Source organism: Subsaxibacter sp. CAU 1640, from assembly GCF_023156585.1.
Lineage (GTDB): Bacteria > Bacteroidota > Bacteroidia > Flavobacteriales > Flavobacteriaceae > JBPOFM01.
In genome coordinates this window covers 397,845-410,604 of record NZ_JALNMI010000002.1, presented here as the reverse complement: position 1 = coordinate 410,604, position 12,760 = coordinate 397,845, and the positions used below count along the sequence as shown (strand labels likewise).

Annotated in this window: 11 protein-coding genes; 5 read left to right on the top strand and 6 right to left on the bottom strand. The window is 37.5% G+C overall.

All coding sequences use genetic code 11. From position 1 onward, the window contains the following. Positions 1–65 precede the first annotated feature (65 nt). The gene (locus M0G43_RS06430; RefSeq protein ID WP_248024526.1) at positions 66–332 is read left to right on the top strand and encodes a hypothetical protein; all 267 of its coding nucleotides are present in this window, start codon (positions 66–68) and stop codon (positions 330–332) included. 33 nt (positions 333–365) lie between these two features. Here the strand turns inward: M0G43_RS06430 and M0G43_RS06425 are convergent, their stop codons facing one another. Both M0G43_RS06425 and M0G43_RS06420 read right to left on the bottom strand, forming a co-directional pair. Continuing rightward, complete coding sequence (locus tag M0G43_RS06425; protein WP_248024525.1) at positions 366–1,550, bottom strand: pyridoxal phosphate-dependent aminotransferase; 1,185 nt, start codon at positions 1,548–1,550, stop codon at positions 366–368. Between the two features lie 10 nt (positions 1,551–1,560). Continuing rightward, positions 1,561–2,664 (bottom strand): fatty acid desaturase family protein, encoded by a 1,104-nt coding sequence (locus M0G43_RS06420; protein ID WP_248024524.1) that lies wholly within the window; start codon positions 2,662–2,664, stop codon positions 1,561–1,563. Between the two features lie 144 nt (positions 2,665–2,808). Between M0G43_RS06420 and rsmG the strand changes: the two genes are divergently transcribed. Next, positions 2,809–3,438, top strand: coding sequence for a 16S rRNA (guanine(527)-N(7))-methyltransferase RsmG (gene rsmG / locus M0G43_RS06415; RefSeq protein ID WP_248024523.1), 630 nt, complete (start codon positions 2,809–2,811; stop codon positions 3,436–3,438). Between the two features lie 43 nt (positions 3,439–3,481). On the opposite strand, the gene M0G43_RS06410 is transcribed toward rsmG, so the two are convergent. Together M0G43_RS06410 and pruA are read right to left on the bottom strand one after the other, a co-directional pair. Continuing rightward, positions 3,482–5,143: a T9SS type A sorting domain-containing protein gene (locus tag M0G43_RS06410; RefSeq protein WP_248024521.1), complete on the bottom strand. Its 1,662-nt coding sequence runs from the start codon at positions 5,141–5,143 to the stop codon at positions 3,482–3,484. Between the two features lie 134 nt (positions 5,144–5,277). Beyond that, on the bottom strand, positions 5,278–6,903 hold the full coding sequence (gene pruA, locus M0G43_RS06405; protein WP_248024519.1) for an L-glutamate gamma-semialdehyde dehydrogenase: 1,626 nt from the start codon (positions 6,901–6,903) through the stop codon (positions 5,278–5,280). 158 nt (positions 6,904–7,061) lie between these two features. Here pruA and M0G43_RS06400 point away from each other — a divergent pair, with 158 nt between their 5' ends. Further along, complete coding sequence (locus M0G43_RS06400; protein ID WP_248024518.1) at positions 7,062–8,096, top strand: DUF6695 family protein; 1,035 nt, start codon at positions 7,062–7,064, stop codon at positions 8,094–8,096. Here the strand turns inward: M0G43_RS06400 and apaG are convergent. Both apaG and M0G43_RS06390 read right to left on the bottom strand, forming a co-directional pair. Next, positions 8,065–8,451 carry a Co2+/Mg2+ efflux protein ApaG gene (apaG, locus tag M0G43_RS06395; RefSeq protein ID WP_248024517.1) on the bottom strand — a complete coding sequence of 129 codons (387 nt, stop codon included), beginning with the start codon at positions 8,449–8,451 and terminating at the stop codon, positions 8,065–8,067. The two genes, M0G43_RS06400 and apaG, sit on opposite strands and share 32 nt — an antisense overlap. 184 nt (positions 8,452–8,635) lie before the next feature. Then, a complete protein-coding gene (locus tag M0G43_RS06390; RefSeq protein WP_248024516.1) occupies positions 8,636–9,886 on the bottom strand; it encodes a DUF5103 domain-containing protein in 1,251 nt (416 codons plus the stop codon). 235 nt (positions 9,887–10,121) lie between these two features. On the opposite strand from M0G43_RS06390, the gene M0G43_RS06385 reads away from it, so the two are divergent. Together M0G43_RS06385 and M0G43_RS06380 are read left to right on the top strand one after the other, a co-directional pair. Beyond that, positions 10,122–11,477, top strand: a complete 1,356-nt coding sequence (locus M0G43_RS06385; protein ID WP_248024515.1) for a Na(+)-translocating NADH-quinone reductase subunit A — start codon at positions 10,122–10,124, stop codon at positions 11,475–11,477. A gap of 55 nt (positions 11,478–11,532) precedes the next feature. Continuing rightward, entirely contained in the window at positions 11,533–12,759 is a 1,227-nt protein-coding gene (locus M0G43_RS06380) for an NADH:ubiquinone reductase (Na(+)-transporting) subunit B (RefSeq protein WP_248024514.1), read from the top strand. Position 12,760: the final 1 nt, after the last annotated feature.

The window sequence follows — 12,760 nt, the reverse complement described above, 5'->3', positions numbered from 1 at the left end:
ATATTCAACAATTGAAATGACACCATTTATCTCAAAATTAAATTTCATTTTAAAATTTGGAAATTATGGGTGGAGAAGGCGCAATGATGGCAATGATTACATCATTGAAAAACAATAGTAGAAGAAAAAACCGAACGCAATTCGACAAAGGTAAAGCTGGTGGCTATGGAGATGGTCAAAAAGTAGAGTTTGATTTTCCTGAAGTCACACCTGAAGTGTTGAAAGATATTCGAAATCGGTTGACGGAAGAAAAGAAAAGAACGTTTCAAAAACGCATCATTCTTTTTTTAATTGCAGCGAGTATTATCATCGCTCTGTTGATCTATTTATAACAGAAAAGCCACTTTCTCGACAGTGGCTTTTTATTAGTTCAAGGATTCTTTAATCCGTCTTACAGCTTCGATAATTTGCTCTTGAGAGGCTGCATAAGACAGTCTGATGCAGTTTGGATTTCCAAAAGCTTCACCTGTAACGGTTGCTACCAAAGCTTCTTCCAAAATATACATCGAAAAATCAGTGGCATTATTGATTTTATGGCCTCTTAACGTTTTTCCGAAATAATAAGAAATATCTGGAAACACGTAAAAAGCACCTTCCGGAACATTATTCTTAAAAGTTGGTATTTCGTTAAGCAAATCCAATATTAAATCCCTTCTCTTTTTGAACTGTTCTACCATAAACTTGATACGGTCTGGAGATTCATTCAATGCTGTAATGGTAGCTCTTTGGGCTATGCTATTGGCGCCACTCGTAATTTGACCTTGCATTTTGTTGCAAGCTCGAGCTATGTATTCTGGAGCACCAATGTAACCAATCCTCCAGCCAGTCATCGCAAATGCTTTTGAAACACCATTGACGGTAACGGTTCTATCAAACATATCGTCAAATTGTGCCATACTTGCGTGCTCACCAACAAAATTGATATGCTCATAGATTTCGTCAGAAACCACAATGATATTCGGATATTTTTGCAATACATCAGCCAACGCTCTCAATTCTTCCTTGCTGTAAACAGAGCCACTTGGGTTGCAAGGAGAGCTATACCAAATCATTTTGGTCTTTGGAGTAATGGCTGCTTCCAATTGCGCTGGTGTCAATTTGAAGTCATTGTCTATAGACGTTTGCACTTCCACAGGAACACCTTCGTTCAACTTTACAATGTCGCTGTAACTTACCCAATAAGGGCAAGGCAAAATCACTTCATCTCCTTTATTGAGCATTACTGCTGCAACATTTGCCAAAGATTGTTTGGCGCCTGTTGACACGACAATTTGAGAAGGTTTATAAGTTAAACCATTGTCGCGCTTGAATTTGGTAATAATTGCATCCTTCAATTCTACATAACCATCTACAGGAGAATAGGAACTGTAATTTTCATCAATGGCTTGTTTGGCCGCATCTTTTATGAAATTTGGAGTATTAAAATCAGGCTCACCAAGACTCAATCCAATGATATCTTTCCCCTCTGCTTTTAATTCTCTCGTCTTTGCTGCCATCGCCAAAGTGGCAGATGTAGCCATCCCTAAAACTCTATCTGAAAGTTGGTTCATTCAAAAAAAATTATGCTTGTAGTGCTGGGTTCATACCCATTTCCTTTAAAAATCTGAAGTGTGCAATGACTGCTTTTCGAGTTGTTTTGTATTCCTTGTAAGGCAAATCAAACTCTTTGGCCGTTTCTCTTACTATTTTTGAAATTTTAGTATAGTGAATATGGCTAATATGCGGGAAAATATGATGTTCCACCTGATGGTTCAGCCCACCTGTAAACCAATTTACAATTCTGTTTTTAGTGGCAAAATTAACTGTTGTTTGCAATTGATGAATTGCCCAAGAGTTTTTCATAGTGCCATTTTCTTCAGGAAGTGGCATCTCTGCTTCATCCATAACGTGTGCCAATTGAAACACGACGCTCAATATAACGCCAGCAACATAATGCATCAAGAAGAAACCAATCAACAATTTCCACCAAGCGATGTCTGTCAACAAAATTGGCAATACAATCCAAATAGAAACATAAATTATTTTTGAAATGACCAATTTGCTCCATTCTGTCGCAGGATTTGGAAATTTACCATAAGACAGCTTACGTTTTAGGTAACGCTTCATTTGTAAAAAATCAGTAGTGATGGCCCAGTTGATTGTCAACAAACCATATAAAAACACTGAATAATAATGCTGAAATCTATGGTGCTTGTGCCACTCGGCATGTTTTGAAAAACGAAGGATTCTTCCGGCTTCTAAATCTTCATCGTGTCCATGAATATTAGTATAGGTATGGTGAAGAACATTGTGTTGTACTTTCCAGTTATAGACATTTCCAGCCAAAATATAAATGCTGCTTCCCATCAATCGATTGATCCATTCTTTGTTAGAAAACGACCCGTGGTTGCCATCGTGCATTACGTTCATCCCGACTCCGGCCATCCCGACACCCATTGTAATCGTCAGAAGAATCAAAGCCCAAGTGGGCAAATTCAACGTGAGAATAAGGAAGTAAGGCGTTAAAAAGATGGAGAACATTATGACCGTTTTAAGCCAAAGTTTCCAGTTTCCGGTACGTTTTATATTGTTTTCCTTGAAATAATCATTAACACGCTTATTCAGCGTTCGAAAGAATTTAGCAGAATCTGTTCTTGAAAATGATAAGGTTTGTTGTTCAGCCATTGTTACTAGGGTTTATATGATAACGCAAAACATTAAAATATCATATTTTGCTGGCAAAGATAATCAATTAATATCGCGAAGGGTTTAAGAATATGCTAAAAATATACACACTAAAATACCTATTTTTGTTGAAAATTCAATCTGATGGAGCTAATCACAAAGTACTTTCCTGAATTATCCGAGACTCAAATTAGGCAATTTCAGCAGTTGGAAGCCTTGTATAAAGACTGGAATTCCAAGATCAATGTGATTTCAAGGAAGGATATTGATGAACTGTACCTTCGGCACGTTCTGCATTCCTTGGGAATTGCAAAAGTCATTTCTTTTCAACCTAAATCAAAAATTATGGATGTAGGCACAGGAGGCGGTTTTCCGGGAATCCCATTAGCCATTATGTTTCCCGAAAGTAAATTTCACCTGGTTGACAGTATCGGAAAAAAACTGAAAGTTGTGGAAGGCGTGGCTCAAAGTTTGGGGTTGAAAAATGTCAAGACCACTCACGGAAGAGCTGAAACTATCAAAGATGAGTTTGATTTTATAGTAAGTCGTGCTGTCACCACGATGCCCACTTTCGTAAGTTGGGTAAAACAAAAGGTGTCGAAGGAGCAAAACCATCCACTGAAAAATGGGATTCTTTATCTAAAAGGTGGTGATTTAACCGACGAGCTTCAAGTGTATCGCAATACTACCATTTATGATTTAAGCGATTATTTTGAAGAAGATTTTTTTGAAACCAAGAAAGTAGTTCACTTACCCATAAAATACAAAGGCTGAACATAGTTAGGTTCAGCCTTTTTCATTTTGATTGGGGATTGAATTATTTAACGATAAGTTTAGTTTTGAAAATCAACCCGTTTTCCGAAGAAATATTTAAAATATAAAGGCCAGATTCAAGATTAACAGGCACACTTGTTCTCTCTGAAATTGATGTTTGAGTGCTTAAAACTTGCTTTCCTGTCATATCGACGATATGTATCAAAGCGTTGTTTATTTGTGTTGAATTAATCAATGTAAATTCATTAGATATTGGATTTCTTTCAATTTTAATAAAATCATTTATTGGTTGTTCAATCACACCCAAAGTAGGATTCAATATTTCATCAAGTGCAAAAGCTACATTTCCTTGGGTTAATGTAACGTGTGGTTCGTTATCATCTGGAATATATGTATTTGCAAACGGAGAATTACTGACATTTGGTGTCGCATACCAATTTGGTTCGTTACTAATCGCAAGACCGCTCAAGGTAGGGATGAAATCAAAATATTGAGAGTTGAGATTGGATACAAATTCTGTAATCAAAGGATTGGTTCCATCATCAAATGAATAAAGATCAAATTGACCACCTGGAGCACTGTCCAGTCCATCAGATGTGGCTAAAGATTGAGCATCTGCTTCATAAGTAAAAACATTGAACCAACTGCCAAAAAGAAATCCTTGACCAACAAAATCGGTTACTTCGATATTTTGACCGGCTGCAGGTGTAAAATGGACTGTAATGATTGCTCTTGTATTAATATTTCCAAAAGGCGGAAAAGCCACTGTTCCTGTATCAAAAGTATGATTGATAAGTTGAAGACCTGGAGAGCCAGACATTTGTCCTGTGCCACTACCATTTGTGATGGCCACATTTCTAACGTTTTGTGGAAAACCCATCGCATCCAGTTCGGTTTGGAACGCATTTCTGAAATTCGGAGCACCTTTTGGCGTATGTGTTGAGTTGTCTTGCTCTACACCACCTGCATCAACGTGTCCCAAGTAATGATCGATCAACATTTGTTTTGCAGCTGCACTATTCAACAATCCACTGACCAAAGGTTCTGCTTCGGTAATTCCTGGGTCGCCGTTGACCATATAATTGAATAAATACTGAATGCCGATAGGAACATTTGCGCCGCGATGAGGTGCGTCAAATGAAATATAAAGTCGTGTATCGTGGTCAAGTGAGTTTTGCTCCATATATCGTAAAGCATAGCGAGAAATAAGTCCTCCCATACTTGGGCCAATGACGACATTCTGTTCAGTTCCTGTCTTCATCCCATTGATGGTGTTGATCAATTCAACCATTGTAAACGCATTACGTTGAATATAATCAGCGCCTCCAAGGATTTCAGTTGTGCCATCGGTTGGACTCAAATAAGAAGCTTCAAAATTCAAAACCACTAAATCAAACCCTTCGTCACGAATCAAGTCACCAAGATTCATAACAGGGTCACCGAAGTTCAATAAGCTATACATTAAAGGAATGTCTCTTGAATCATTTGGGTCAAAACCATCCACGAAGAAAATAGGTTTATCCAAGACACCATCTACATTATCATAATAAATTTTATACTGACCCGAACCTAAAAGAGGCGTTGGTTCACCTACACCTTGATAGGGAATCGTAGCATTGATTGTTGTGATGGCGCTTTCACTTCCAGGTTGAGCGTAAATGAATGAGCAAACAAAGAATAAAAGGTAGAAGTAATTTTTTTCCATAAGAAATCATATTGATTAGCTATCGATAAATATACAAAGTTTTATCATATATAATTTTATGTCGATGAGCTATTTACAATAAAAAATCCTCAAAAGGAATTTGAGGATTTTGATGTTTGATATTTAAATGTTGATTATCCCAAAAATGGATAACGGTAATCAGTAGGAGTTACAAATGTCTCTTTGATTAATCGTGGTGAGACCCATCGTAATAAATTTTGGGCGCTACCCGCTTTGTCGTTTGTTCCAGAAGCTCTTGCACCACCAAATGGCTGCTGGCCAACTACGGCTCCAGTTGGTTTGTCGTTGATATAGAAGTTTCCAGCACTGTTTTGAAGAGCTTTTGTCGCTTCATCAATGGCATATCGATCTGTCGCCAATATAGCACCTGTCAAAGCATATTCACTGGTTTCGTCCACCAATTTTAAGGTTTTGCTGTAATCTTTATCATCATAAACATAGATGGTAATCACTGGGCCAAACAATTCCGTGCACATTGTTGCATATTTAGGATTTGTAGTTTCAATGACCGTCGGTTCGATAAAATAGCCTTTTGATTTGTCATAGTTGCCACCAACTACAATGTCTGCATCCTTATCTTTTTTAGCTTGGTCGATATATTTGGCAAGCTTGTCAAAAGAACCTTCGTGTATGACTGCTGTAATAAAGTTGCCCATATCTTCTGGTGATCCCATTTTGAAAGATTTGACATCTTCAACCACCATTTTCTTAACATCTTTCCAAAGGCTTTTTGGGATATATGCTCTCGAAGCTGCACTACATTTTTGTCCTTGGAACTCAAAAGCACCTCTTACGATGGCTGTTGCTACTTGTTTGGCATTAGCAGTTTTGTGCGCGACGATGAAATCTTTTCCACCGGTTTCTCCTACAATTCGAGGATAAGTTTTATAGTTAGCAATGTTGTTTCCTATTTGTTTCCAAAGTAATTTAAAGATTTCTGTAGAGCCTGTAAAGTGAAGTCCAGAAAAATCAGGACTTGACAACACTACATCTGTAATCATTTTAGCGTCACCAAATACCACATTTATCACACCAGCAGGCACGCCAGCTTCTTTAAAGACATCCATAATGACTTTAGCAGAGTAAATCTGACTATCACTTGGCTTCCATACCACCACATTTCCCATCAGTGCCATACACGACGGAAGATTTCCCGCAATTGCAGTAAAATTAAAAGGTGTTACCGCATAGGTAAAACCTTCCAACGGACGATATTCAACTCTATTCCAAGCATCGCTTGTACTTTTAGGTTGGTCTTTATAAATGTCCGTCATAAATTGAACATTAAAACGCAAAAAGTCAATCAATTCACAAGCCGAGTCAATTTCAGCCTGATGGATTGTTTTGGACTGTGCCATCATAGTGGCTGCATTGATTTTTGTTCTATAAGGGCCTGCAATTAATTCTGCAGCTTTTAAAAAGATGGCCGCACGCTGCTCCCAAGGCATTTGTGACCACTCCTTTCTGGCTTCCAAAGCTGTGGAAATAGCTTCCTCAACATGTTTTTTCTCTGCAAGATGATACGTTCCCACTACGTGTTTATGATCGTGTGGAGGCGACATAGTTCGGGTGTTTTTGGTTTTTACATCCTTCCCGTTTATATACATTGGAACCTCTACATTGCTTCTATACATTTTGGCGTATTCAGCCTTTACGGCTTCGCGTTCTGGAGTACCTGGAGCATAAGATTTCACAGGTTCATTGATTGCAATTGGTACGTTGAAAAATCCTTTGGACATATGTTTGTTGCTTTTAAAAGTTTGAAATTTTGAGATGCAAAGGTACAAAATTTAGTTGGCTTTAACTTCTGATGAATGGTTTCAATATGGATGTTGAAAGTATATTTTTTCGTAAGTTGCTACCTTTAAATTGTCTGCATATAACCAATCAATTTTGAATGGAGAACACAGGAATTATATTGACATTAGCCTATCCTGAAACAATTGTGATGGTAGCCGATGAATGGTACTCGCCCTATATGCGTTATTTTGGAATTGGGAAAAAGGACTATGTGCGAGCTGGTCATGCCGCATTGGTTTTGATTGATAGACAAACAGGCATCTTGGAATACCACGATTTCGGACGATACATCACTCCCGAACCTTACGGAAGAGTTCGAGGAAAAGATACTGACCATGAACTTGATTTTCCAATTCAAGCAGAGATTCAAAATGGTATCATCACTAATTTGAATGACATATTGAAATTTCTCGCAACGAATCCAAAGAAAACGCATGGTGATGGAACACTTTATGCATCTGTTTGCAAGGCCATCAATTATCAAAAATCCCGAAAGTATATCACGATGATGCAGAATAGACATTTTCTCAGATATGCGGCTTTCATCAAGAATGCTTGTAATTGTGCACGTTTTGTGACGGACAGTTTGATTGCTGGTACTACTGATAAAACCATTAAGAGGAAATTGGCTCGCTCCAAATTGTTTACACCCAGCACTATCGGAAACGTCGTGATTGCGAATACAGAGGAAGAAGTTTTTGAGGTGTCTGAAGCAGGTGAGATTGGGATTTTTAAATCATCGGTTTCTAAAGAAAATAGACGTTTGTTTCTCGATAAATTATCAAATCATCAGCCCAATTTTGTCGGGACTTTAAAACCAAAGCATAATGATGTCAAAGGTGAACATGCGCAATGGTTGTCAGGAATTGCGGCTGGCGCTTGGTTTGAGTTGTATGATTTACAATATGTTGATGAATATCGATTTAGACGTATTTCCCCTGATGGACATATTGATGTAGATGGTATTTATAAAATTGATAAGGAAGGTTTTGATATGAGCATACCGCACCAGTTTATACAATATTCGAATTGCAGTTTCTTTTATGTAAAACAGAATGGAACCGACTATCGATTTGATTTTATCAGAAAAAATGAAGATTCTAGTTCAGCGCAAAAGGAGCACTCAACTTGAATGTTGGAATATATACTTTGAATTTGTTGGTGTTTGTAAAATTGACCATATTATAATGACCTTGCATCGCTCCAAAAGGTGAGGTCAGCAAACAACCAGAAGTGTAGGTGTGCGACTCACCAGGTTTCAGCACTGGTTTTTTACCAATGACACCTTCTCCCTCAATGATTTCAATGTTATTAAGTGCATCCAAAACCCTCCAATGTCTTGAGTTCAGTTGAACCGAATCTTTGGATTGATTTTCAATGGTGACCTTATATCCAAAAGCAAAATGCACCTTATAGTTTTTATAAAATGTGCCTTCAAAAGTTGTCTCAACGGAAATTCTAATGCCGCTTGTTACTTGTTGTACCATGTGGGAATTCAGCGATTTTTGATAAATATAAAATTTTTTTGAGACTTTCGAGCATTTCCAATCTGAATATTCGATTTTTAACAGTTTTTATCGCTCATTTAATTGGATATAATAATTTAGTTTGAGTCTTCATTTGATATCAGCAATTGCAATTTTCTTCCCTGTTTTAATGAGAATGTCGATTTTAATTTGAAATATCAACAGAGGATGCCTCGCCAACGCCAATCAATCTATCAAAACGTGCCCCTAAATCTTTATAATAAACCAACACTTTATAGTTGTTTTCAGTTTGCCAAAAGTCGCCACTTACTGCACCTTCATTCAATGTGCCATCTTTCTCGACTACTACATACTTGTAATTATAAAATCCTTGTTTCATTCTAAAAGCACATTCATAGGCATTGCTTTCTTCGTTGTAGGTCATTTGGTTTTCAGGTTCCAACGCATAATTATTGAAATTTCCATACACATACAGTCGTTCGCCTTCTTTCAGCAACGGATAGAACAGTTTGTAATGTATCATCGTGTAATCAGCTTCAATCGCCACATTTTCTCTGTCTATTGCCGTAATTACGAAATTTCCATTGATATCAGGATTATAAGTGTAAGGCGCATTGGCTCTACTACCGTTTAAAAACAAATAATTGTGGTAGATATCTTGTAAATCAATAAACTGAACGCCTACATTGGCAGCACGCACATCTTTATTTTCGAAAAATCTATACTCATTTCCTGCCCAAAAACTAGTTTCAGATACATATTTATAGGTGAGTTCATTGCCCAAAATATATTGTGGCTTTACATCTGTAATGGCTGTGTTGAGGTTGTTGTTTTGAATGATAAGGGTTTTGACCGTTTCCATCGGATTATTGAAATTGAAATTGTTGTTTGCGATAACAATATCAACCGTTTGTTTCTGCTCAATGAATTTTACGTCCCTTGAGCGTTTGATACTGACACCTACGTTAACAGCTTCTTCATAGACCATAAACTTGCGCGAGAACATCATTTCATCATTGTCATTCCAAATGGATATGATATAATTGCCAGATTTTAAGATGCCTTTCGTTTGTTGGTTAGGGATTCTTAAGCTGTAATGCGAATAGGTTTGATAGGTGTTGAATGAATTTTCATAGTCGAAAATACGTTGGTTATCAAAACCTCTTAAATATTCAGCTTTCGCCAAAGGTGATGGTGTCCAATCATAATTAAAATGCTCAATCACATAGTAAAAGTCTTCTTCACGACCATTAAGCGCATCAAATTCCAGAAATAAAGGTTCACCCAATCGAAGAATCGGCAATTGGCTTTCCTGCTGACTGCCCTTAAAGGTGATGGTTTTGATATAATTGGGTGGATTGGTTTCTTGTACTTGACCAAGCATCGTTATTGAAACAATGAGGAAAAGAAACAATGATAAGGACTTTAATGTCATTTGAGTAATGTTTGATTTGTAAATATAAACAAAATTTGTGCCTGAAATTTTACTCAAACGTTATAGAAAAACGTTTTTCGATTAAATACATAATATATTTTATTTAGAACAATTATAAATAAAAAATATATGCAAAAATTTGAAATTAAATTAGTGTGATATTTAGTAAATTTGCACGGATTTTTCCATCGGAACAATCCTGATTACCTCGACTATTAACAAATAGATTTATAATATGTCAAACGACATTAAGATTAAAAAGGGTCTTGATATCAAGTTAAAGGGTGAAGCTGAAAAAACCACTGAAAAGGCCATTATCAGTAACTTTTATACTGTGAGACCAGAAGATTTCCACGGTGTTATTCCAAAATTAATCGCGAAGCAAGGTGCCAAAGTAAAAGCTGGTGAAACCTTATTTTATGACAAAGCCAATGAGTCAGTCAAGTTTGCGTCTCCTGTTTCTGGGGAAGTTATTGACATTGCTCGTGGTGAGAAGCGTAGAATTTTGGCCATTAAAATCCAAGCAGATAAAGAGCAGGTTTATCAAGACAATAGTAAGTTTGATGTTGCTGGAGCAAATGGAGAAGCGATTAAAAAACATTTGTTGGCAACAGGTTGCTGGCCCTTTATAAAACAACGTCCCTATGACGTTATAGCGATGACTGACCGTAAGCCTAAAGCTATTTTTATTTCTGGCTATGCAAGTGCTCCTTTAACAGCAGATTTGGATTACGTGTTGCAAGGGAAAGAAGCGGAATTGCAGGCAGCGGTAACGGCTTTGGGGAAATTGACCGATGGTAAAGTACACGTAAGTGTTGGTAAAAAATCAAACTCTCCACTTGCGGGTTTGTCTGGCATCACCTTGCACAAAGTATCAGGTCCGCATCCTTCAGGAAATGTTGGAACCCAAATCAATAAAATCGATCCTGTTAATAAAGGCGAAGTGGTTTGGACCGTTGCTGCGCAAGATTTGGTAATCATTGGTGAACTTTTATTGACAGGCAAATTCAATGCAGAGCGCATTGTAGCATTGGCTGGTTCTTCAGTGAAAAAACCACGATATTTTGTGACTAAAATCGGTAGTGAGGTTGCCACTATGGTGTATGATAATGGCGTTGATAAAAATGGGAACGACCGTATCATTTCTGGGAATATCCTTTCAGGAAAACAAGTAAAACCTGACGGATATTTAGATTACTACAGCAATACGATTACTGTGATTCCTGAAGGCGATGATTATGAATTCTTCGGATGGAATAAACCAGTTTTCAATAAGATATCTACTTCAAGAGCGTTGACTTTTTCTTGGTTGACACCAAACAAATCCTATGACTTGAATACCAATACCAATGGTGAGCATAGAGCATTCGTGTTAACTGGAAATTACGAGGAGGTTTTCCCATTGGATATGTATCCACTTCAAATGTTGAAAGCTTGTATGTATCAAGATTTGGATGAAATGGAAGCGTTGGGAATGTATGAAGTAGCTCCAGAAGATTTTGCCTTGACAGAATTCATCTGTGTATCAAAGCAGCCACACCAGGCCATCATCAGAAAAGGTTTGGATGTAATGATAAAAGAAATAGGTTAGTCTAATTTCCTAAAGTATTTGAAATATAAAGTGATTAAAAAACAGACACTATAAAATGGGTTTAAAAAATAGTTTACATAACTTAAAAGAAAAGTATAAAGGAACCAAAATGGCTCCTGCGTTTAACGCAATCCATACCTTTCTATACTTACCGAATGAAACCACACACGGTGGAACTCATATCAAAGTAGCTGACGATTTGAAGCGAACAATGAACACAGTCATTATGGCAATGATTCCTTGTTTGATTTTTGGAATGTTCAACGCAGGATATCAACATCATGTAGCGTTGGGAGAAATTGCTAGAGCTACAGGTTTTTTTGACACTACTAACTTCTGGACGTGGGATAACCTTGTCATTGGACTTTGGAAAGTATTGCCACTTGTAATTGTGTCTTACGGAGTAGGTCTTGCCATCGAATTTATGTTTGCAGTCATCAAAAAGCATGAAGTTGAGGAAGGTTATTTGGTAACAGGAATGTTAGTGCCTTTGATTGTGCCTGTTGATACGCCATTATGGATGCTTGCAGTTGCTGTAGCTTTTGGTGTTGTCATAGGTAAAGAGGTTTTTGGAGGTACTGGAATGAATATCTTAAATCCTGCTTTGACCATCAGAGCATTTTTGTTCTTCGCATATCCTACATGGATGTCTGGAGATAAAGTTTGGGTGCATGGCGCGGTTGAAAGAGACCAGGCCATTGCTGCGGGTTCAAATTTAGACGCGATTTCTGGTGAAACCATTCTAGGTGCTTTGGCTCAAGGAAAAGAAGTTGCTTATTCAACTTGGGATATGTTCTTCGGATTGATTCCTGGTTCTGTTGGTGAGACATCGACCGTATTAATATTGTTAGGAGCTTTGTTCTTGATTTTTACCAAAATTGGAAGTTGGAGAATTATGGTGTCTTGTGTCGCAGGAGCGTTGGCTATGGGATTAATCTTCAATGGCGTTGTCAATTCTGGATGGATTACAGAAAGCAGCAAGTTTTACGGTTTGATGAGCACAGTTTGGTGGCATCACTTGTTGATTGGCGGTTTTGCTTTCGGTACAGTCTTTATGGCTACCGATCCCGTGACAGCATCACAAACAAATAAAGGAAAATGGATTTACGGATTTTTGATTGGATTTATTTCAATATTGATTCGTGTGTTCAACCCAGCTTACCCGGAAGGTGTTATGTTGGCCATCCTATTGATGAATGTGTTCGCTCCAACTATTGACCATTACGTGGTGCAAGGAAATGTGAAAAGAAGAATGAAACGTCTAAAAGTAAAAACTGCTTAAC